Source organism: Sphingomonas lycopersici, assembly GCF_026130605.1.
Classification (GTDB): Bacteria; Pseudomonadota; Alphaproteobacteria; order Sphingomonadales; family Sphingomonadaceae; genus Sphingomonas; species Sphingomonas lycopersici.
The window spans coordinates 140,782-159,919 of sequence record NZ_JANFAU010000010.1 but is presented as its reverse complement, the minus strand read 5'-3'; the positions used below and the strand labels follow the sequence as shown (position 1 = coordinate 159,919).

Here is a 19,138-nt window from a genome sequence, read left to right as displayed (position 1 = left end):
CGCTTCGCCAGGTCGATGGCGAGGATGTGGACGTCGGTCATCTGCTCCTCCTTCGCTTGGCACCTCCCGGTGCCGGTCCGGCATCATACGACGCCGCTCGAAGGGGGCATCCACCCCATCAGTTCAGATCGCTCAAATCGCTCAAATCGCTCAAATCGCTCAAATCGCTCAAATCGCTCATTGATCGGCCTCTTGTGCAATTTTGCACGCCTATAAACTGAGGCCATGATCCTCCCGTCCGTGATCGATCGCTTGGGCGCCTCATCGATCGACCGCCCTGGATCGAGCTGGATCGCCAGCTACGGCGCGCGACGTTCCAGCGCCTTGGGGAGCGCAGCATCACGGCGGCGGCCCTCGATAATGCCAGCCATGTGCTCTTTCGCCGGGCCGTGCTCGACCGCCCGTTCCCGCGATGATCGCCTTCATCGACGATCATTGAGACCACGTCTGATCCCGCGCAAACCAGCAAAACGCCCAAGCCGTTCCCCTATCATCATCCCATCCGATTCTGGCTTCCCGCGAGACGTTCGATGGCAGCTTCAGTCGATACCCGACGTTCGTCGGCTCTGACTTGAGCGACCGGCTTTGGTCGCCCGCTGCCGCGACCGATCGCTGGATCGTGGGACGACGCCGTCGTTCGCCTGCCGGATGCCGAAGGCCGGCTTTCGGCAGGAGCGGACATTCGCATCGCTCCGGTGAGGGCCGCCTTGCTGAGATCGACTGATATTTTGAGACGGCATCGGTGCAAGTGCCGGTTTTTGCACCGGTACAGGGTGGGGCAGAAGTAATGGCCGACGAAGCTATCCTCGGATCGTCGCAGCTAACCTCCTTAAATCCTCCGATCGCCCAATCGCCTGGCCTATGGACAGGATCTCGAAGAAAATACCGTCCATGGTGTCGACGCGAACTTTATTGATCAATTCTTCCACGAATGCGTAAATTTTCTCCTTTTTCTTATTGGTAGCACGAAGGTGTACACCGCCTCCAACATTTGCAACATATCCAACGATATCGCGTCGCGGTATTTCCTCTCCCCGACGAATGGCCCCTGGGGCATCTAGATAATTCGAGAGATGCCATCTTGTATTCACGAGTCCTGCCAGATCATTATCTTCTGGCTGCCTCCGCGCATCGCGAAGAATGTTGAATGATGCGACAGCAAATCCTTCTTCGGCATCCGCGCTCACGCCGGTGTCGGGATGGTCTACCCGTGCGAAGCCGATCATAGCTGCCTGTAGACCGTTGATCGTAGCGCCGCCCGCGATCAGCGCAGCGACGCGCCCGATTTCGTGACCCTGCTTTGCGGCGAGGGCAATGACGTCTGGGCCCAAGACAATGGGCTGTTTTTTAAATCCGAACTCGCGCCATGCCGCTCCCAAATAGTCTTCTACGAGCAGTCTGCGTAATGCGGCGCTCCCTCGCCGTATGTCCGCATCAGACGGTGGCTCGTACAGCGTGCACCATTCCTTCTCGAACCACTCGATATCGTCGGCGACTGAGTGCCAGGGATCGGCGGGATGGCAAAACGGGGCCGCACGCGACTGCTGTCTCTTGATGAGTTTCTCGACGATCTTCTGGTCGAGAAAGAAGGAGAATTGATGGCCGCCGTCCAACCTTATGATCAGGATGGTTCGGCCTGAAATGGGGTCCTCAGCCACTGTCACGGCTTCAGTCTCTCTCGGCCGAATGTCGACTTTTTGAATTGCTGTTAGATCATCTGTCAGCTGCGCGTCGTGCCATTCACCGGCCGCTTTCGCACCGCGCTCGACGATCTCAAGCATTGCGCCGCTTTGATCGAATGGCAGTACGAACTGGTGTTCGAGGCCGGATTTGCCCTTGAACGAGAAAATCATCTCGCCGGTTTCGGTATTCACGCCACCATTCAGGGGTGCCTCGAGTTCCGTGCGTTTGACTACGGGCTCGGCCCCGTCCGTACTGTCTTCGGCCAGTGCAAGTTGCAGCTGATCGATCAGACGATAAGCGTCAGTACGCGTTAGCCTCAGATGCATACTCGATTTGCCATCTTGAGCGCCGCTGATCTGACTGCTGATCGCAATCCTGTGTGGGGATTGGTTTTCGCGAGCCAGCTTCAACGGTGTTGCCGGATCAAGCCAGATATTTCCTAGGTCATCACCCTCAGCAACGACGATCACCTTAACCATCTGACTCAGCTCCGATTGCCATGACCGCTCCTGAGCGTCGGATTTGAAGTTAGATTGTAGAGACGGCTTTGGGACTTGGCGAAGGTGCCTTCGCATGGATCGGATTGGTAGCGTTTAAATTGTTCGAAAATGTCCAAATTCGATTTTCGCCTATATGGTTCCCCATCATGCGATTTTGACCATTCTCTGATCTCATTTGACGGTCCACCGGTTTCTCATCCAACCCGAGGCCGAGTATCCGATGGCCGGAATGGCCGATCAGAGGATATGGCAATCGTCGGGAACACGGCGATACTCGCATGCCGAGCCGTAGGGCTCAACGAGGCGGGGGGGGAATCAGGACTGCATGAACGAACGGCTGGTTATCCCACTTTTGCTTGGGATTCCGGTCAGTCGCCTAGGTCCTACATTGCCACCTTCCAAAGTAAGCTCCTTTAGCGTCTGCTTTCAGGCGATCGGGGGGTAGCCCGGGCGGCCGATCTGCTCGATGAAGCGGGAACGGTGGGTTTTGGCAAGAGCAGCCGTTCTGGCGCGGGTCTTGAAACGGCGCGAGTTGGCTGGGAGGCGTCACGCCTCATCGCTATGGGAAATGGCGGCTATCAGGGGTCCGCCGACTGGAACCTGAATGTCTCCTGACGGCCCAGTTCCCGAAGTACGAATGGTGTTCGGAGTGACGCCCTATTTTTCGAGTGCTGCGAGGTGCGTCTCCCGCGCCCGACTGGGCGTCATAGGCGGCGCAGTTGAGATTCTCTTGGCACCTATATGGCACCCAGCGCAAATTGAGACCGAAATGGCCGCAAAAATCACCATGCTAACCAATTGAAATTACTCGATTTTCGGTTCGCCGCATCGAACGAACACTTGGTCGCGGAACCAGTTTTTGAGTCCGCTGCGTCTACCAATTCCGCCACACCCGCGTGCCGATTGGCGCTTGGAAGGCCAATGGATCGACTGAGCGCGCCTATAAGCGAGGCTTTACGAGATTGCCAGACGGGAAAATGTCGTTTCGCTCAGCCGCCGTGCAACATCGTCGCCTGGACATTTTCGACGAAGGTGCGTTCCTCGCGCCGGATGATCTTTTCGGACTGGGCGAAGGCGAAATTCGCCCTCGCTTCAGGGTCGTCGCGCAGGCGTGCGCGATATGCCTCATAGGCCGCAAGGCTGTCGAACGCGATCAGCCCCCAGCCGATGTCGTTGGTGCCTTCGTGGGGGAGGAAATAGCCGATCAACTTGCCCCCGGCGCGCGGGATGATCGTCGCCCAGTTTTCGGCGTAGCGGCGAAAGGCATCGCGACGCGCGGGATCGATCTCGTAACGGATGAAGCAGGTGATCGCGGGCATGGAGCGTCTCCCGGTAAAGCTGAGGCCGACGGGCCAGGGGAAGCACGCCCCGAACGCGATCAGCGCCGCGGCGCCGACTTCTCGACGACTGGCATCGCACGCGACCGGTTCGGGGATGGACATCATGCGTTTCTATCAGTGCGGGCGGGATTATGCTTCGCTCCCGATCGAACGATGGGGTTCATGCGATGATGAGATCCGCGGTGATGATGCTTGCGGCGGCAGCGACCGCACCCGCCGCGCCCGAGGTACGCCAGCTCGATCTTCCCGGCATTTCCAGCGCGATGTGGGAATCGCATCCGGCGATCGACCCGCTAACAGGCGATCTCTGGTTCGTGCGCAGCGACGCCGGCTTTTCCGGCTGGCGGCTGTACGTGTCGCGCTGCGTACGCAACCGATGGACCGCCGCCACGCCCGCGCCGACCGCCGCCGCCGGGCTCGAGGCGGATCCGTGGTTCACCCGCGACGGCCGCACCCTGTGGTTCATTTCCAGCCGCGCGACCGGCAGCGCCGCGAGCAAGGGGCTGGATATCTGGCGCGTCAGCCGCGCCCGCGACGGCGGGTGGGAGGCCCCGGAAAAGCTGCCCGCGCCGGTCAATTCGGATGATGCCGAATGGTTTCCGCGCGTCGCACCCGACGGATGGCTCTATTTCGGGTCGCGGCGGCCCGGCGGGCTGGGCAAGGACGACATCTGGCGCGCGCGCCAGGCGGCCGACGGGCGCTGGACGGTCGAGAATGCCGGCCCCGCGATCAACACGGCGGACGCCGAATATGAGTTCGCGCCCGCGCCGGACGGCAAATGGGGCGTTCTCGCCACCGACAAGGGGTTGTTCCGCATCGAGCACACGCCCGCGGGGTGGCGCCGCGCCGGGCGGTTCGGGCCGACGGTCAACGCCAATGGCACCGAGATCGGCCCGCTGATCGCGCGCGACGGGCGCAGCTTCGTCTTCTCGCGCGATGCGGGCGCCGGCAAATCGGGCGAATTGTTCGTCGCCCGGCTCGGCGCGTCACGGGCGGGGCCGGCCCGATGCGACTGGCCGCCTCAGCGCGGGTCGTCGTGGCGGCGATAGGCGCCCTTGGTATCGCCGGGGCGATGCAGGCTGCCGTCGGGCGCCACTTCGAGTTCGAGCTTGTCGAACGCCGGGCGCTCGTCGCCGCCGGATTCGGCGGTCAGCGTCACCTTGTCGCCATCGGCGCTCCAGCGCCCCGTCGCATCGACATCCATCGCGCCATAGGACAGATACCATTGGAAACGATGATCGGGCAGCAACAACAGCTCCGATCCGATCTCCATCACGCCTTCGAGATAATAATGCCCGGCGAGCGCCGGCGCATCGGGCGCCGCGACCGCCGCGCCGGATAGTGCGAGCGCGCCCGCGAGCCAAAATGCTGCTTTGGGCAACGTCCGCCACGCCAGCTTCATCTTCATTCCCTTTTCGCTTCGCGCCGAGCGGCCCGGCGCGATCTTCTCACGGCCGGGCCAATCGCGGTTCTCTTTCGCCCGTGCTTCCAATCTATTGTCTCCTACGATGACGCAAGGGACACAAGCGGTGAACGATCAGGCCGCAATGGGGCCGCTGGCGCGGCAATTGCTCAAGCTCGAAGAGGGCGAGCGCGCGCAACAGCTTCATATCGGGCTGCAGCTCGCCCGCGCGAGCCAGGTCACGCTGCTGCGCCTGCAGCTTGCGCTCCACGGCGCCGACCGGCGCGGCGCGATGGCGGCGCTCGACAGCCTGCTCGATCTCGATGCCGAGATGGAAAGCCTCGCGGCGGCGACGCTCGGCAGCGAGGGGTATGAAACCGCCCAGGATCAGGCGGTGGCCGAGCATATCGCGCGCGAGAAGGCGGCGATCGCGGCGGAAAAACATCTGCTGACCGGGCATGTCGGGCGCGCCGATCCCGGCGGCGACGGGGATTTCCCGGGGGAAGCGCCGAGCGAGCTCCACTTCGCCGCCAGCCCGCCGGTCCCGACGGTGGTGCTCGCCGACGATCCCGAGGCGGACGCACGCTATGCCCCCGAACCGCGCCGATCGCGCTGGCCGGTCGCGCTGGCGCTAATCTGTCTGCTGGCGATCGGTCTCGGCGTGTTCGTCTATCTCCGGCCGGAGCAGGCCGCCGGCCTCGCCGATCAAGCGCGCGCGCAGGCGATGGCGCTGATGGCCCGGTACAGCTGAAGAAGCCTCTTCCGTCATTCCCGCGAAGGCGGGAATCCATTGTCGCTGCGGTCGCGATTCTTTCGCTAGGCCTGCGAGAATAGATTCCCCCCGTCGCGGGAATGACGGGAAGGGTTACTCAATAGGATTTGGGCAGCCCCAGTTTGCGCTCGGCGATATTGCTGAGGATCAGTTGCGGGCTGACCGGCGCGATATAGGGCACCCAGATTTCGCGCAGAAAGCGCTCGACGTGATATTCCTTGGCATAGCCATAGCCGCCGTGGGTGAGGATCGCGGTCTGGCACGCCTTCATCCCTGCCTGTGAGGCGAGCAATTTGGCGGCGTTCGCCTCCGGCCCGCACGGCAGCCCTTTGTCGAGCAGGCTGGCGGCGGCCATCACCATATGGTTCGCCGCCTCGAGCTCGGCCCAGCTTTGCGCCAGCGGGTGCTGGACGCCCTGGTTCATCCCGATCGGGCGATCGAAGACGACGCGATCCTTGGCATATTGCGTCGCGAGCCGCAGCGCGCCCTGCCCGATCCCGACGGCTTCCGCCGCGATCAGGCAGCGTTCGGCGTTCATCCCGTGGAAGATGTAATCGAGCCCCTTGCCTTCCTCCCCGATGCGGTCGGCGGCGGGCACGGGGAGGTTGTCGATGAACAATTCGTTGGTGTCGACCGCCTTGCGCCCCATCTTTTCGATCTCGCGCACGTCGACGAAATCGCGATCGAGCCGGGTGTAGAACAGGCTCAGCCCGTCGCTGCGCTTCGTCACCTGGTCGATCGGGGTGGTGCGCGCGAGGATCAGCATATGATCCGCCACCTGCGCAGTGGAGATGAACACCTTCTTCCCCGAGATGTAATAGATATCGCCCCTGCGCTCGGCCTTCACCTTGAGCTGGGTGGTGTTGAGCCCGGTATCGGGCTCGGTGACCGCGAAACACGCCTTGGTCTCGCCACGGGTGAAGGGCGGCAGCATCCGCCGTTTCTGCTCCTCGGTGCCGAACAGCACCACCGGGTGCAGCCCGAAGATGTTCATATGGATCGCGGAAGCCGCCGCCAGCGCCCCGCCCCCGGCGGCGATGGTGCGCAGGAACAAGGCCGCCTCGGTGATGCCGAGCCCCGCGCCGCCATATTCCTCCGGCATCGCGATGCCGAGCCAGCCGCCGCGCGCCACCTCCTGGAAATAATCCTCGGGGAAACCGCCGTGCAGATCGCGGTCGAGCCAGTAATCGAGACCGAACTTTTCGCAGATCTTCTCCGCCGCGGCGATGATCGCCTGCTGGTCGGCGCTCAGCGAATAATCCATCTCTGCCCGCTCCTCTGCCGCTCGACTCGCTTCGGCGAATTTTCTAACAACCGTTGGACTTTTATGTCGTGCGACGTCAACGGCACCGGCCGGGACCCGAAGGGAGGAAAAGTGTCCGACACCGCGCCGAAGCGGCTGAAGAAACGCGATGTCACCCGCGCGACGATCCTCGCGGCGGCGGCGGGGCGCTTCGCTGAAAAGGGCTATGCCGATTGCTCGCTGCGCGACATCGCCGCGCTGAGCGGATTGCAGGCGGGCAGCGTCTATTATCATTTCTCCTCCAAGGAGGAATTGCTCGACGAGGTGCTCAAGGCCGGGATCGAACGGCTGACCAAAGCGGTGACCGCGGCGGTCGACGCGCTCGGCGAAACGGCATCGGTGACCGAGCAATTGCGCGCGATGATCCGCGCGCACGTCGCCTGCTTCCTCGATCCCGAGGGCGATGCGAATACCTATTTGCGGATCTACGAATATCTGCCCCCGGTGATGAAGCGCAGCCCGCGCAACAGCCGGCTGGCCTATGCCAAGATCTGGTTCGCCGCGTTCGATCGCGGGTTGGCGGCGGGCGAATTCGCCGCGTCGATCGACGGGACGATGTTCGTCTCGTTCCTGCTCGATTCGATGAACGGGGTGACCGAATGGTTCCGCCCGGCGCGGATGACGATCGACGGGGTGTGCGAGGTGATCGAAACGGTGATGCTGGGGGGGATATCGACTGCATCGGAGGGCGCAGCCGAATTGCAACGCTGAACTGCTCCCCTCCCTGGTGAAGGGAGGGGAGAAGGAAGGTCAGGTGATAACGTCCGGTGCCGTCCGCCCGGTGTGCCGCGTGATCCCCGCGATCGCGTCCGCCGCGGCGACCAGATCGGCGAGCATCGCCCCGGTCTCCGCCGCCAGATCGCCCACCGGGGGCTCGTAGCGTTCGAGATAGACGCGCAGCGTCGCCCCGCTGGTGCCGGTGCCCGACAGGCGGAAGACGACGCGGCTGCCACCCTCGAACAGCACCCGCACGCCCTGATGCGCGCTGACCGAGGCGTCGGTCGGATCGCGATAGGCGAAATCGTCGGCCTCGACGACGGTCAGCGCGCCGAAGCCGCGGCCCGGCAGCGTATCGAGCGCGGCGCGCAGATCGCGCATCAGCGCATCGGCGGCGGCGCTGTCGACGCCCTCATAATCGTGCCGCGCATAATAATTGCGGCCGAAGCGCGCCCAATGCTCGCGCGCGATCTCCGCCACCGAGCGGCCGGTCGCGGCGAGGATGTTGAGCCACAGCAGCACCGCCCATAGCCCGTCCTTCTCGCGGACGTGATCCGATCCGGTGCCGGCGCTTTCCTCGCCGCAGATCGTCGCCATCCCGGCGTCGAGCAAATTGCCGAAGAATTTCCACCCGGTCGGGGTCTCGAACGCGGGGATGCCGAGCGCGGCGGCGACGCGATCCGCCGCGGCGCTGGTCGGCATCGAGCGCGCGATGCCCTTCAATCCGACGGCATAGCCCGGCGCGAGCTGCGCATTGGCGGCGAGCATCGCCAGACTATCCGACGGGGTGATGAAGATCCCGCGCCCGATGATCAGATTGCGATCGCCGTCGCCGTCCGAGGCGGCCCCGAAATCGGGGGCGTCGGGGGCCATCATCGCGTCATAGAGCGCGCGGGCATGGACGAGATTGGGATCGGGGTGATGCCCGCCGAAATCCTCCAGCGGCACCGCGTTGCGCACCGTGCCCGGCGCGAAGCCGAGCCGGCGTTCGAATATCTCGACCGCATAGGGGCCGGTCACCGCGCTCATCGCGTCGAACGCCATCGAGAGGCCGGCGGCGCGGATCGCGGGAAAATCGAACAGCCGCTCCATCAGATCGGCATAATCGGCAACCGGATCGATCACCTCGACCGTCATCCCCGCGACCTCGCTGGTGCCGAGCGTGTCGATATCGACATCGGGCGCGGCGGCGATGCGATAATTGTCGAGCGTCGTGGTGCGGCGGAAGATCGCGTCGGTGATCGCCTCGGGCGCGGGGCCGCCGTTGGCGATATTATATTTGATCCCGAAATCCTCGTCGGGGCCGCCCGGATTGTGGCTCGCCGACAGGATCAGTCCGCCGATCGCGCCGCGCCGGCGGATCAGGTTCGACGCCGCCGGGGTCGAGAGGATGCCCCCTTGCCCCACCACGACGCGCGCGAAGCCGTTGGCCGCGGCCATGCGGATCGCCTTGCCGATCACTTCGCGATTGAGGAAACGCCCGTCGCCGCCGATCACCAGCGTCGCGCCGGCCTTGCCCTCGACCACGTCGAACACCGACTGGATGAAATTCTCCGCATAATGCGGCTGCTGGAACAGCCGCACTTTCTTGCGCAGCCCGGAGGTGCCCGGTTTCTGATCGGAATAGGGGGTGGTGGCGACGGTTTCGATCATGCGACGGTTACACTCCCAGCATCGTCATCCCAGCGAAAGCTGGGATCTCGCGCCTCAAGCACGGCGCCTGACGCAGGAGACCCCAGCTTTCGCTGGGGTGACGGATATTTTCGCTGGGGTGACGGATAATGTCGCGCGAGTGAAGGGGAAATTGACGCGCCTATCGATCAGACGGTGAAGCTTTCCCCGCAGCCGCACGCGCCCTTGGCATTGGGGTTGTTGAACACGAAGCCGGCGGTGAAATCGTCCTCCACCCAGTCCATCGTCGAGCCGATCAGATAAAGGATCGACCCGCCGTCGACATAGAGCGTCCCGCCCGGGGTCTCGATCTTCTCGTCGAACGGCTTGGCCTCGGTGACGTAATCGACCGAATAAGCGAGCCCGGAGCAGCCGCGTCGCGGGGTGGAGAGCTTGACCCCGATCGCGCCCTCGGGCGCCTTGGCCATCAGCGCGGCGATGCGCGCCTCGGCGGTCGGGGTGAGGATCAGCGCGGCGGGGCGCGCGCGGGTCTTGACCTCGGTCATCTCACAGCATCCCCAGTTCGAGCCGCGCCTCGTCCGACATCTTGGCCGGGTCCCACGGCGGATCCCACACGAGGTTCACATCGACGATCGCGATCCCCGGCACCGCGCCGACGCGCAGCTCGACCTCGCCCGGCATCGATTCGGCGACCGGGCAATGCGGCGTGGTGAGCGTCATCGTCACCGCGCAATGCCCGGCATCGCTCACCTCGACGCCGTAGATCAGCCCGAGATCGTAGATGTTGACCGGAATTTCCGGGTCGTAGATTTCCTTGAGCGCCTCGATCACCGCCTCGTAGAGCGCGCCGCCGGGCTCGCCCGCGGCGATGCCGGTCGGCTGCTGCGCGAGGAAGCCCGCGAGATAATCGCGTTTGCGCGCGAAGGTCTCGGCCGGCGTATCCGGCGCATCCTCCACCCGCGCGCGCGGCGGCGCGGGCACCGCGTCCACTTCCTCGATGCGGATCGGGTCGTTCATCCGAAAATCCTCGTCACTCGCTCGATACCCTTGACCAAAGCGTCGATATCCGCCGCCCGGTTGTACACGCCGAAACTCGCCCTTGCGGTCGCCTCGACGCCCAGCGCCTCCATCAGCGGCTGCGCGCAATGATGACCGGCGCGGATCGCCACCCCGGCCTCGTCCAATATGGTGCCGACATCGTGCGGATGCACCCCGTCGACCGCGAAAGAGACGATTCCCGCCGCGTCCGCCGGGCCGAACAGCCGCACCGAATTAATCCGCCCGAGCCGCTCGCGCGCATCGGCGACGAGCGCGGTTTCATGCGCGTGGATGCGATCGAGCCCGATGCTCTCGACATAATCGATCGCGGCGTGGAGCCCGACGACGCCGACGATATGCGGCGTCCCCGCCTCGAACCGCGTCGGCGGCGGGGCATAGGTCGTTTTGGCGAAGGTGACGCGATCGATCATCGATCCGCCGCCCTGATAGGGCGGCATCGCCTCGAGCAGTTCGGCGCGCCCCCACAACACCCCGATCCCGGTCGGGCCGTAGAGCTTGTGCCCCGAAAAGACGTAGAAATCGCAATCGAGCGCGGCGACGTCGACCGCCATGCGCGGCACCGCCTGGCACCCGTCGACGAGCAGCTTGGCGCCGACCGAATGCGCAAGATCCGCCGCGCGGCGCACATCGAGCACCGAACCGAGCACGTTCGAGACATGCGCCAGCGCGACGAGCTTGTGCTTGGGGCACAGCATCGCCGCCATCGCATCGAGATCGATCCGCTGGTCGGGGGTCAGCGGCACCACGTCGATATGCGCGCCGACGCGCTCGGCGACGAGTTGCCAGGGGACGATATTGGAATGATGTTCGAGCTGGCTCAGCAGGATGCGGTCGCCGGCCTTGAGCTGGGTCCCCGCCCAGCTATGCGCGACGAGGTTGATCGCCTCGGTCGCGCCGCGGACGAAGACGCAGTCATTCTCCTGCGCGCCGATGAACCGTGCCACCCGCCGCCGCGCCGCCTCATAAGCGAGCGTCATATTGGCCGAACGCTCATAGACCCCGCGATGCACCGTGGCGTAATCGGTGCCATAGGCCCGCGCGATCGCATCGATCACCGCGCGCGGCTTCTGCGCGGTCGCGGCGGTGTCGAGATACGCCCAACCCGCGGGGATCGCGGGGAAATCGGCGAGCGTGTCGAGCGCCTGTTCGGCGGCGGTGACGGTCACAGCGCCGCCTCCAGCCACGCATCGGCATCCGCCTCGAACGCGTCGCGCACCGTCTCATGCCCGATCCGCCCGATCGCGTCGGCGACGAAGGCGTGGGTCAGCAGCGCCTCGGCGCGCGCCGGCGGGATGCCGCGGCTTTCGAGATAGAACAGCGCGCGCGCATCGAGCTCGCCGACGGTCGCGCCGTGCGCGCATTTCACGTCGTCGGCGAAAATCTCCAGCTCGGGCTTGAGATTGACCGTCGCGGTGCGATCGAGCAGCAGCCCGCGCAGACTCTGCTCGCCGTCGGTCTTCTGCGCGTGGCGCGCCACCTCGGCGCGCGCCGCGAGGCTGGCCTGCGAGCGATCGGCGGCGACTGCGCGCCACACCTGACGGCTGGTGCCGTTGGGCTCGGCGTGGTGGACGGCGACCGCGCATTCCTGGCGCTGCTCGTCGCGAGTCAGCAGCGCGCCGCCGTAATCGACGAACGCGCCGTCGCCCGCGAGCGTCAGCGTCGCGTCGATCCGGCTGCCCTGCCCGCCCGCGCCGAGGAAGATCGTGACGAGGCTCGCCGCCGCGCCGATCGTCGCTTCCTCGCGCAGCGAGACGAACCCCGCCGGCTGGAGCAATCGCACCGAGCGCATCAGCCGCGCGCCGGTGCCGAGCGAGACGCGGGTGAAGCGATTGGCCCAGCCCGCGCCGACGAAGGTTTCGACCACCTCCGCCACCGCATCGTCGCCTAGCACGATCTCGGACGGCAAATGGCTCTCGCCGGACGTGGCGATATGGATGATCTGCACCGGATCGGCCGCCGCCTCGGCATCGAGCCGCAGCGACCAGCCCTGCCCCGCGGCGCGGCGCCCGAGCGGGTGATCGCCCGCCTCCAGCGCCTGCAGCGTCACGCGGCGCAGCATGCTGCGCTCGGCATCGAGCACCCCGTCGACGAACACCAGCCGCGCGCCGGGCAGGTCGAGGAAATCCGCCTCGGGCCGCGCGATCGGCGCCAGCGCCGCCGCCGCGGCGAGCCCGCCGAGATCGGCCCAGCGCCACGCCTCCTCGCGGGTCGAGGGAAGATCGAACACCGCCGTCATTGCCGCACCTTCGCCAGCTCGGCGCGCAGATCGGCGAGCAATCTGGGCTTGCGCCGATCGACGCACGCCGACACCGCGCCCTGCTCGGTCGCGCCCTTGCGCACGCAATCGGTCGCAACGCGGCACAGCGCAGCGTCGAGCTTGCCGTTGCCGCTGCTGCCGTCGAGCGCGCAATGATAGCGCCCCGCGGCATCGCGCGTCACCGATGCGGAGAGCCCGGCCAGCCGCTGCCCGATGACGACGATATCGTCGGTCGGCGTGGCCGCCGCCTGAAGCGCGATCGCCGCTGCCAGCGCAAGGATCACGCCGCCGCCTCCGCATAGCCTTCGCGTTCGAGCTGGAGCGCCAGCTCCGGCCCGCCGCTGCGGGTGATGCGGCCGTCGGCCAGCACGTGCACCACGTCCGGCCTCACATAATCGAGCAGCCGCTGGTAATGGGTGATCAGCAGCACCGCCTTGTCGGCCTTGCGCATGATGCGGTTGATGCCCTCGCCGACGACGCGCAGCGCATCGATGTCGAGCCCCGAATCGGTCTCGTCGAGGATCGCGAACTTGGGGTCGATGATCCCCATCTGGACCATCTCGTTGCGCTTCTTCTCGCCGCCCGAGAAGCCGACGTTGACCGGGCGCTTGAGCATGTCCTGCGGCAGCGCCAGCGCATCGGCCTCGCCCCGCGCGAGCTTGAGGAATTCGGCGCCGGTCAGCGGCTTCTCGCCGCGCGCGCTGCGCTGCGCATTGAGGCTTTCGCGCAGGAACTGGACGTTCGACACGCCGGGGATCTCGACCGGATATTGGAAGCCGAGGAACAGCCCGGCCGCGGCGCGCTCGTGCGGCTCCAGCGCGAGCAGATCCTGCCCGTCGAAGGTCACTTTGCCGTCGGTCACCTCATAGCCGGGCCGCCCGCCGAGCACATAGCCCAGCGTCGATTTGCCCGCACCGTTCGGGCCCATGATCGCGTGGATCTCGCCCGCATCGACCGTGAGCGACAGCCCCTTGAGGATCGGCTTGCCGTCGACTTCGGCGTGGAGGTTTTCAATCTTCAGCATCTGTTTCTCGGTTCGGAAATGATTTCACGGAGAGCGGGCGTATCAATCGGGCTTGCGATCATTGCCCGCCCCTTTCGCGGACCAGCGCGGCGACCTTCGCCTCGACGCAATCCGCCAGCGGCTCGGGCTGCGTCACGCCGCCGTTGAAGCAGGTTACGGTCGCCGCGCACGCCGCGCGGTCGATCCCCTCGTCCCCACTCGATACGCGCGCGTGGCAGCCGGTCACCTTGCCGCCGTCGACCTGCGTCGCGATGCGCAATTTGCGCAGCGAGGTCACGACCACGTCCGGCGCGGGCGCACTCGCAGCCGGGGCGGGCGCATTCGCAGCCGGGGCGAGCAGCAGCAGGGCAGGGAGCAGGATCAACCGACGCTCCCTTCGAGCGAGATGCCGAGCAGTTTCTGCGCCTCGACCGCGAATTCCATCGGCAGTTGCTGGAGCACCTCGCGCGCGAAGCCGTTGACGATCAGCGCCACCGCCGCTTCCTGATCGAGCCCGCGCGACATGGCGTAGAACAATTGATCCTCGCTGATCTTGCTCGTCGTCGCCTCATGCTCGATCTGCGCCGAGGGGTTCTTCACCTCGATATAGGGCACGGTATGCGCGCCGCATTGATCGCCGAGCAGCAGGCTGTCGCATTGCGTGAAGTTGCGCACCCCCTCCGCGGTCGGCGCGACGCGCACCAGCCCGCGATAAGTATTGTCCGACCGCCCCGCGCTGATCCCCTTCGACACGATCGTCGAGCGGCTGTTCTTGCCGAGGTGGATCATCTTGGTGCCGGTATCGGCCTGCTGGCGGTGGTTGGTCACCGCGACCGAATAGAATTCGCCGACGCTATTCTCGCCCGCCAGCACGCAGGACGGATATTTCCAGGTGATCGCCGAGCCGGTTTCCACCTGGGTCCAGCTCACCTTGCTGTTCCGGCCCTGGCAAAGCGCGCGCTTGGTGACAAAATTATAGATGCCGCCGACGCCATTTTCGTCGCCGGGATACCAATTCTGCACCGTCGAATATTTGATTTCGGCATCGTCGAGCGCGACCAGCTCGACCACCGCGGCGTGGAGCTGGTTCTCGTCGCGCATCGGCGCGGTGCAGCCTTCGAGATAGGAGACATAGGCCCCCTTGTCGGCGACGATCAGCGTGCGTTCGAACTGCCCGGTATTCTCCGCATTGATGCGGAAATAGGTCGACAGCTCCATCGGGCAGCGCACGCCTGCGGGCACATAGACGAAGGTGCCGTCCGAAAAGACCGCGCTGTTGAGCGTCGCGAAATAATTGTCGTGCTGCGGCACGACCTTGCCGAGCCACTTCTTCACCAGATCGGGATATTCGCGGATCGCCTCGGAGATCGACAGGAAGATCACCCCCGCCGCCTTCAATTCCTCGCGGAAGGTGGTGGCGACCGAGACGCTGTCGAACACCGCATCGACCGCGACCTTGCGCGCGCCCTCTACCCCGGCGAGCACCTTCTGCTCCTCGATCGGGATGCCGAGCTTCTCATAGGTGCGGCGGATTTCGGGATCGAGCTCGTCGAGCGAGGCGAGCGTCTTCTTCTGCTTCGGCTCGGCGTAATAATAAGCGTCCTGATAATCGATCGGCGGGATCGACAATTTGGCCCAATCGGGCGGGGTCATCTCCAGCCACTGGCGATAGGCCTTGAGCCGCCAGTCGAGCATCCATTGCGGCTCGTTCTTCTTGGCCGAGATATAGCGCACCGTGTCTTCGGACAGCCCCTTGGGGGCGAAATCCTGCTCGACCTCGGTGGCGAAGCCCCATTCGTACTTCTTCGATACGGCGGCGAGCGCCTCGGCATTCTTCGTGGCCATTATGCCAATACCTCCTGCCGCTCGCTCACCAGGCTGGCCAGCGACACTCCCGCGAGCGCGCCGCGCACCGCCTGATTGACGACATTCCAATGCGGCTTCACGCGGCAATTCCCTTCCATCGCGCACTCATGATCGCCCATGTCGACGCACGACGTGAGCGCGATCGGCCCTTCCACCGCCTCGACGATATCGGCAAGGCTGATCGTCGCCGGCGGCCGCGCGAGGCGAAATCCGCCGCCGGTGCCGCGCGCGCTTTCGATCAGCCCCGCGGCGGACAGCCGGCTGACCAGCTTCTGCGCGGTGGGCAGCGGCACCCCGGTCTCCTCGGCCAGCACGGTCGCGTTGAGCCGCCCCACGGCACCGCAATGGCGCGCGGCTGCGGTCATCAATACCACCGCATAATCGGCTAGGCTGGACAGGCGCATCGCTCAATAGGTCAATCGGATTGATTCGTTCCGATTGGGCAGATGGTCGCGTTGGCGGGAGAAATCAAGCGGGTGCGCGAGGGATAAACGGCCCGACGCGGCAAAGCCGCGTCGTCGGACGGCGCTTAGGCGCCGCCGGCCGCGCTGCGACCGGGGCTTGCCCCAGCTTCGCTGGAGCGTCGCGTCGCAGCCTAAGTATCCGAAATAATCGGATGCACCCGACCGCCCAGCGCGAGCCGTTGCGCCATCGTGAGCTGCGCGAGCTGGTTGGGCTCGGTGCGGAGCTGCCCCGGGGTGAGCCCGGTGAATTGCTTCACTTCACGGATCAGATGCGACTGATCGTAAAAGCCCACCTCGAGCAACTGATCCAACGTCGCCGATCCATTCGCCAGTGCCACCGCCGCGCGCAACGCACGATATTTGCGCGCGAGCAGCTTGGGCGGTGCGCCGTATAGCGCGTTGCAGCGCCGCTCGACCTGCCGTCGCGACAGCCCGGTGGCGCACACCAGATCCTCGATATCGGGCGACGGGCTGCCCGCCAGCCAGGCGTCGATCCCGCGCGCGAAAGTCACCGCGTCGGTTTCCCCGCCGGCGATCGAGCACTGGACGAACGCGGCGGCGATCGCGACCTTTTCCGCTGTGGTCTGCGCCGCGCGCATCCGGTCGCTCACGTGCCGCACCGCGGTGCCGAAAAACAGCTCGCCGTCGATCGCGCGGTTGAGCATCGCCGAGGCATCGATCCCGAGCAGCGCCGCCCAGCCGGCGGGCTGGAGCCCCATGCCGATCACCTCCACCGGCCCGTCGGCGCAGGTCCGCATCGCCCCGCTCGTCGGGCCGACGACATGCACCTCGGGCGCGGGCTGCACCGTTCCGTCGGGGAAATGATAGCTGCCGTCGCCGCGGCTCAACCGGAAGCGCAATTGCGCGTGATCGGCGCGCTCGACATCGTCGAACCGCGGCAGATCGGCCTTAAAGTGATAGAATAGCGTAACAAAAGGCTGAAGGTCCGCATCCGGGACCACATAGTCCAGCTGGATATCCGCCACGTCTTGCGCCCCGTTTTATCCGACGGATTTTACAACAAGAGACGGCTAAAGAAAAGCGGCCCGGCCGCACAAGCAGCCGGGCCGTTAAGTCGAGAACCCCTGTTACCAAAGGCTCTTCGGGTCGCAGCACCTTTAGACGCCGCGAGCCGCGCGAAGTATTGGATAGATTCGACGTTAACCCCGTTCGATTTTTACAAAGTCAGTAAGTCCTTGATTTGATCTTCCAAATATTTCGGTAGCACCAAAATGACAGCGCAGACATTCCAATTGCTGTCCCAAATCGTAACAAAAGGACATGCCAGGCTAATCCTTATCTCACCGGGCCGCGGCGGGGACGGCGACCGACTCGACCGGCACACGGCCTTCGCGCCGCGGATCATAGCCGCCGTCGATTCGCCCGTTGCGCATGATCACCCCCTGCAGCCCGGAATCCTCGCCCTGCCCGGGCTTGAGCATCACCCCGCGCGCGGCGAGGCCGTCGAGCACCGGGCGCGGGAAGCGATCGACCTCGCCGTTGAAGGTCGCCCCGCGCGCGACGAGGTTGGGCAGCGCGATCGCCTCCTGCATCGACAAGCCCCAGTCGACCGCCGCGACCAATGACTTGCCGACATAGGCGAGGATCGCATTGCCCCCCGCCGAGCCGAGCGCGCCGGCGAAGCCGCGCTCGCCGTCGAGCAGCACCAGCGGGGTCATCGACGAGCGCGGGCGCTTGCCCCCGGCGACCGCATTGGCCGCAGGCCGCCCGTCGGAATCGCGCGGGGTGAAGGAGAAATCGGTCATCTGGTTGTTGAGGAAGAAGCCGTCGACCATCCGCCCCGAGCCGAAGATCGATTCGACCGTGGTGGTCATCGACACGACATTGCCGTGCGCATCGCCGACGATGAAATGCGAGGTGCCCATCGGCTCGAGCGTGCGATCGACCCCGGCGAGCGTCGCCCCCGGCGGGGTGCCGGCGGCGGGCGGCGGGCCGGCGCGCTCGCCGATCAGCTTGGCGCGTGACGCGATATAGGCGGGATCGAGCAGCCCCTTGACCGGCACCGAGACGAACGCCGGATCGCCGACGTAGCGATCGCGATCGGCGTACATGATCCGGCTCGCCTCGGCGAATTCGAACCACGCCTGCGGATCCTGCGGCCCGCGCTTGTCGATATCGGTATGTTCGAGCAGCCCGAGCAGTTCGAGCGTCCCCACCCCGCTCGCCGGCGGCGGCGGCGCGCAGACCAGATAGACGCGATACGGGCGACAGATCGCCTCGCGCTCGACCGGGCGATAGCCGGCGAGATCGGCGAGCGTCATCGCGCCGCGATGCTCGCCCTGATGAACGCGGTCGACGATCGCCTGCGCGGTACGCCCGGTGTAGAGCGCCGAGGGACCCTCGTTCGCCAGCCGGTTGAGGAAAGTGGCGAAGGCGGGGTTGCGCAGCCGGTCACCCGCGCCGACCAGCCCGCCGCCGGGCTTGGCGAAATAGGCGCGGACGTCGGGCGCTGAGGATTGCGGGAACATCGAGCTGGCGAGGAACCGGCCGAGCCGGGGCGAGACGATGAACCCGTCGCGCGCGGTCCGCTCGGCATCGCCGAACAAGGTGCGCCACGGCAGGGCGCCGTGCTCGTCATGGACCAGCGCGAGCATCTTCACCGCGCCGGGCACCCCGGTCGCCCGGCCGCTCAGCACCGCGGTGGCGAAGGGCAAGGGCTTGCCATTGTCGTCGAGGAACATGTCGGGCGTCGCGCCGGCGGGCGCGGTCTCGCGGCCGTCATAGACCCGCACCTTGCGCGTCGCGGCGTCATAATAGGTCATGAACGCGCCGCCGCCGATCCCCGAGCTTTGCGGCTCGACCAGCGAGAGCATCGCCTGCACCGCCACCGCCGCGTCCGCCGCGCTGCCGCCGCGCCGCAACACCGCCATCCCCGCCTCCGCCGCGAGCGGATTGGCCGCCGCGACGAAAATCTGCGCCTGCTTGGATGAGGGCGCCGGCGCCGGCGCGGCGGGAGCCGTCGGCGTCGTCGGCGTGGCGACATGCGACGCAGGCGCGGTGGCGCAGGAGGCGAGCAGGGCAGCGGTAACGGTGGCGAAAAGCGTGTTGGCCAGCTTCATGGATGCTTCCCGAAGATCGTTATTTGCCGACCGCGATAGCGGCCGTGCCGCGCGCCGTCC

General features: G+C 65.8%; 20 protein-coding genes. 4 read left to right on the top strand and 16 right to left on the bottom strand.

Annotated elements, in window-relative coordinates; translation table 11 throughout:
• Nucleotides 1–221 (top strand): hypothetical protein (locus tag NED98_RS17860; protein ID WP_265313905.1); only part of this gene is annotated, 221 nt, incomplete at its 5' end.
• A 579-nt stretch (nt 222–800) separates the two neighbouring features.
• Here NED98_RS17860 and NED98_RS17855 read toward each other — a convergent pair.
• Both NED98_RS17855 and NED98_RS17850 read right to left on the bottom strand, forming a co-directional pair.
• Nucleotides 801–2,162 (bottom strand): hypothetical protein, encoded by a 1,362-nt coding sequence (locus tag NED98_RS17855; protein ID WP_265313904.1) that lies wholly within the window; start codon nt 2,160–2,162, stop codon nt 801–803.
• 1,010 nt (nt 2,163–3,172) lie between these two features.
• On the bottom strand, nt 3,173–3,502 hold the full coding sequence (locus NED98_RS17850; RefSeq protein ID WP_179513442.1) for an NIPSNAP family protein: 330 nt from the start codon (nt 3,500–3,502) through the stop codon (nt 3,173–3,175).
• A gap of 188 nt (nt 3,503–3,690) precedes the next feature.
• On the opposite strand from NED98_RS17850, the gene NED98_RS17845 reads away from it, so the two are divergent.
• Nucleotides 3,691–4,572 carry a TolB family protein gene (locus NED98_RS17845; protein WP_265313903.1) on the top strand — a complete coding sequence of 294 codons (882 nt, stop codon included), beginning with the start codon at nt 3,691–3,693 and terminating at the stop codon, nt 4,570–4,572.
• On the opposite strand, the gene NED98_RS17840 is transcribed toward NED98_RS17845, so the two are convergent.
• Nucleotides 4,545–4,931: a hypothetical protein gene (locus NED98_RS17840; protein WP_265313902.1), complete on the bottom strand. Its 387-nt coding sequence runs from the start codon at nt 4,929–4,931 to the stop codon at nt 4,545–4,547. The genes NED98_RS17845 and NED98_RS17840 overlap by 28 nt on opposite strands.
• 121 nt (nt 4,932–5,052) lie before the next feature.
• Here NED98_RS17840 and NED98_RS17835 point away from each other — a divergent pair, with 121 nt between their 5' ends.
• Nucleotides 5,053–5,676 carry a hypothetical protein gene (locus NED98_RS17835; protein WP_265313901.1) on the top strand — a complete coding sequence of 208 codons (624 nt, stop codon included), beginning with the start codon at nt 5,053–5,055 and terminating at the stop codon, nt 5,674–5,676.
• A 118-nt stretch (nt 5,677–5,794) separates the two neighbouring features.
• On the opposite strand, the gene NED98_RS17830 is transcribed toward NED98_RS17835, so the two are convergent.
• Nucleotides 5,795–6,961 carry an acyl-CoA dehydrogenase family protein gene (locus NED98_RS17830; RefSeq protein WP_265313900.1) on the bottom strand — a complete coding sequence of 389 codons (1,167 nt, stop codon included), beginning with the start codon at nt 6,959–6,961 and terminating at the stop codon, nt 5,795–5,797.
• A 111-nt stretch (nt 6,962–7,072) separates the two neighbouring features.
• Here NED98_RS17830 and NED98_RS17825 point away from each other — a divergent pair, with 111 nt between their 5' ends.
• Nucleotides 7,073–7,711 (top strand): TetR/AcrR family transcriptional regulator, encoded by a 639-nt coding sequence (locus NED98_RS17825; protein WP_265313899.1) that lies wholly within the window; start codon nt 7,073–7,075, stop codon nt 7,709–7,711.
• Nucleotides 7,712–7,750: 39 nt separating this feature from the next.
• Here the strand turns inward: NED98_RS17825 and NED98_RS17820 are convergent, their stop codons facing one another.
• The 12 genes from NED98_RS17820 to ggt form a co-directional block, all read right to left on the bottom strand.
• On the bottom strand, nt 7,751–9,370 hold the full coding sequence (locus NED98_RS17820) for an alpha-D-glucose phosphate-specific phosphoglucomutase (RefSeq protein ID WP_265313898.1): 1,620 nt from the start codon (nt 9,368–9,370) through the stop codon (nt 7,751–7,753).
• A gap of 167 nt (nt 9,371–9,537) precedes the next feature.
• Nucleotides 9,538–9,894 (bottom strand): HesB/IscA family protein, encoded by a 357-nt coding sequence (locus NED98_RS17815; protein ID WP_179513435.1) that lies wholly within the window; start codon nt 9,892–9,894, stop codon nt 9,538–9,540.
• A 1-nt stretch (nt 9,895) separates the two neighbouring features.
• Nucleotides 9,896–10,366: an SUF system Fe-S cluster assembly protein gene (locus tag NED98_RS17810; RefSeq protein WP_179513434.1), complete on the bottom strand. Its 471-nt coding sequence runs from the start codon at nt 10,364–10,366 to the stop codon at nt 9,896–9,898.
• Nucleotides 10,363–11,520, bottom strand: a complete 1,158-nt coding sequence (locus tag NED98_RS17805) for a cysteine desulfurase (RefSeq protein ID WP_265313909.1) — start codon at nt 11,518–11,520, stop codon at nt 10,363–10,365. The genes NED98_RS17810 and NED98_RS17805 overlap by 4 nt, the downstream gene beginning before the upstream one ends.
• Before the next feature lie 50 nt (nt 11,521–11,570).
• Complete coding sequence (locus NED98_RS17800) at nt 11,571–12,644, bottom strand: SufD family Fe-S cluster assembly protein (protein ID WP_265313897.1); 1,074 nt, start codon at nt 12,642–12,644, stop codon at nt 11,571–11,573.
• Complete coding sequence (locus tag NED98_RS17795; protein ID WP_179513432.1) at nt 12,641–12,949, bottom strand: hypothetical protein; 309 nt, start codon at nt 12,947–12,949, stop codon at nt 12,641–12,643. The genes NED98_RS17800 and NED98_RS17795 overlap by 4 nt, the downstream gene beginning before the upstream one ends.
• Nucleotides 12,946–13,689 carry a Fe-S cluster assembly ATPase SufC gene (gene sufC / locus NED98_RS17790; RefSeq protein WP_179513431.1) on the bottom strand — a complete coding sequence of 248 codons (744 nt, stop codon included), beginning with the start codon at nt 13,687–13,689 and terminating at the stop codon, nt 12,946–12,948. Before sufC ends, NED98_RS17795 begins: the two co-directional genes overlap by 4 nt.
• Nucleotides 13,690–13,747: 58 nt before the next feature.
• Nucleotides 13,748–14,053, bottom strand: coding sequence for a hypothetical protein (locus tag NED98_RS17785; protein WP_265313896.1), 306 nt, complete (start codon nt 14,051–14,053; stop codon nt 13,748–13,750).
• Complete coding sequence (gene sufB / locus NED98_RS17780; RefSeq protein WP_179513429.1) at nt 14,050–15,513, bottom strand: Fe-S cluster assembly protein SufB; 1,464 nt, start codon at nt 15,511–15,513, stop codon at nt 14,050–14,052. The genes NED98_RS17785 and sufB overlap by 4 nt, the downstream gene beginning before the upstream one ends.
• On the bottom strand, nt 15,513–15,938 hold the full coding sequence (locus NED98_RS17775) for an SUF system Fe-S cluster assembly regulator (protein ID WP_179513428.1): 426 nt from the start codon (nt 15,936–15,938) through the stop codon (nt 15,513–15,515). The genes sufB and NED98_RS17775 overlap by 1 nt, the downstream gene beginning before the upstream one ends.
• 191 nt (nt 15,939–16,129) lie before the next feature.
• Nucleotides 16,130–16,984: a helix-turn-helix domain-containing protein gene (locus tag NED98_RS17770; protein WP_179513427.1), complete on the bottom strand. Its 855-nt coding sequence runs from the start codon at nt 16,982–16,984 to the stop codon at nt 16,130–16,132.
• Nucleotides 16,985–17,299: 315 nt separating this feature from the next.
• Nucleotides 17,300–19,078: a gamma-glutamyltransferase gene (gene ggt / locus NED98_RS17765; protein WP_265313895.1), complete on the bottom strand. Its 1,779-nt coding sequence runs from the start codon at nt 19,076–19,078 to the stop codon at nt 17,300–17,302.
• Nucleotides 19,079–19,138 lie beyond the last annotated feature (60 nt).